A 268-nucleotide genomic window follows, 5' to 3' on the forward strand; every position below is an offset into this window, starting at 1 on the left:
GTCGTATTCGACGCACGGTGAGATCATGGTGCCGTTCTACATCTTCTACTCGATGTTCGGCTTCCAGCGGATCGGCGACCTCGCGTGGGCCGCGGGCGACATGCGTTCGCGCGGCTTCCTGCTGGGCGGCACGGCGGGCCGGACGACGCTGAACGGCGAAGGCCTGCAGCACGAAGACGGTCACTCGCTGCTGTGGGCGGCCTCGGTGCCGAACTGCGTGAGCTACGACCCGACGTTCGGCTACGAACTCGCGGTGATCATCCAGGAC

The 268-nt window shown here is 66.0% G+C and carries 1 pseudogene; it reads left to right on the forward strand.

Features of this window, described 5'->3' with window-relative positions:
• A pseudogene (aceE, locus tag AAEY62_RS22660) lies at positions 1-268 on the forward strand (pyruvate dehydrogenase (acetyl-transferring), homodimeric type); the annotation flags it as partial.

Origin of the sequence: Pseudoalteromonas sp. GW168-MNA-CIBAN-0100, assembly GCF_040309225.1 — a bacterium.
In the GTDB taxonomy this organism is placed as follows: Bacteria; Pseudomonadota; Gammaproteobacteria; order Enterobacterales; family Alteromonadaceae; genus Pseudoalteromonas; species Pseudoalteromonas arctica.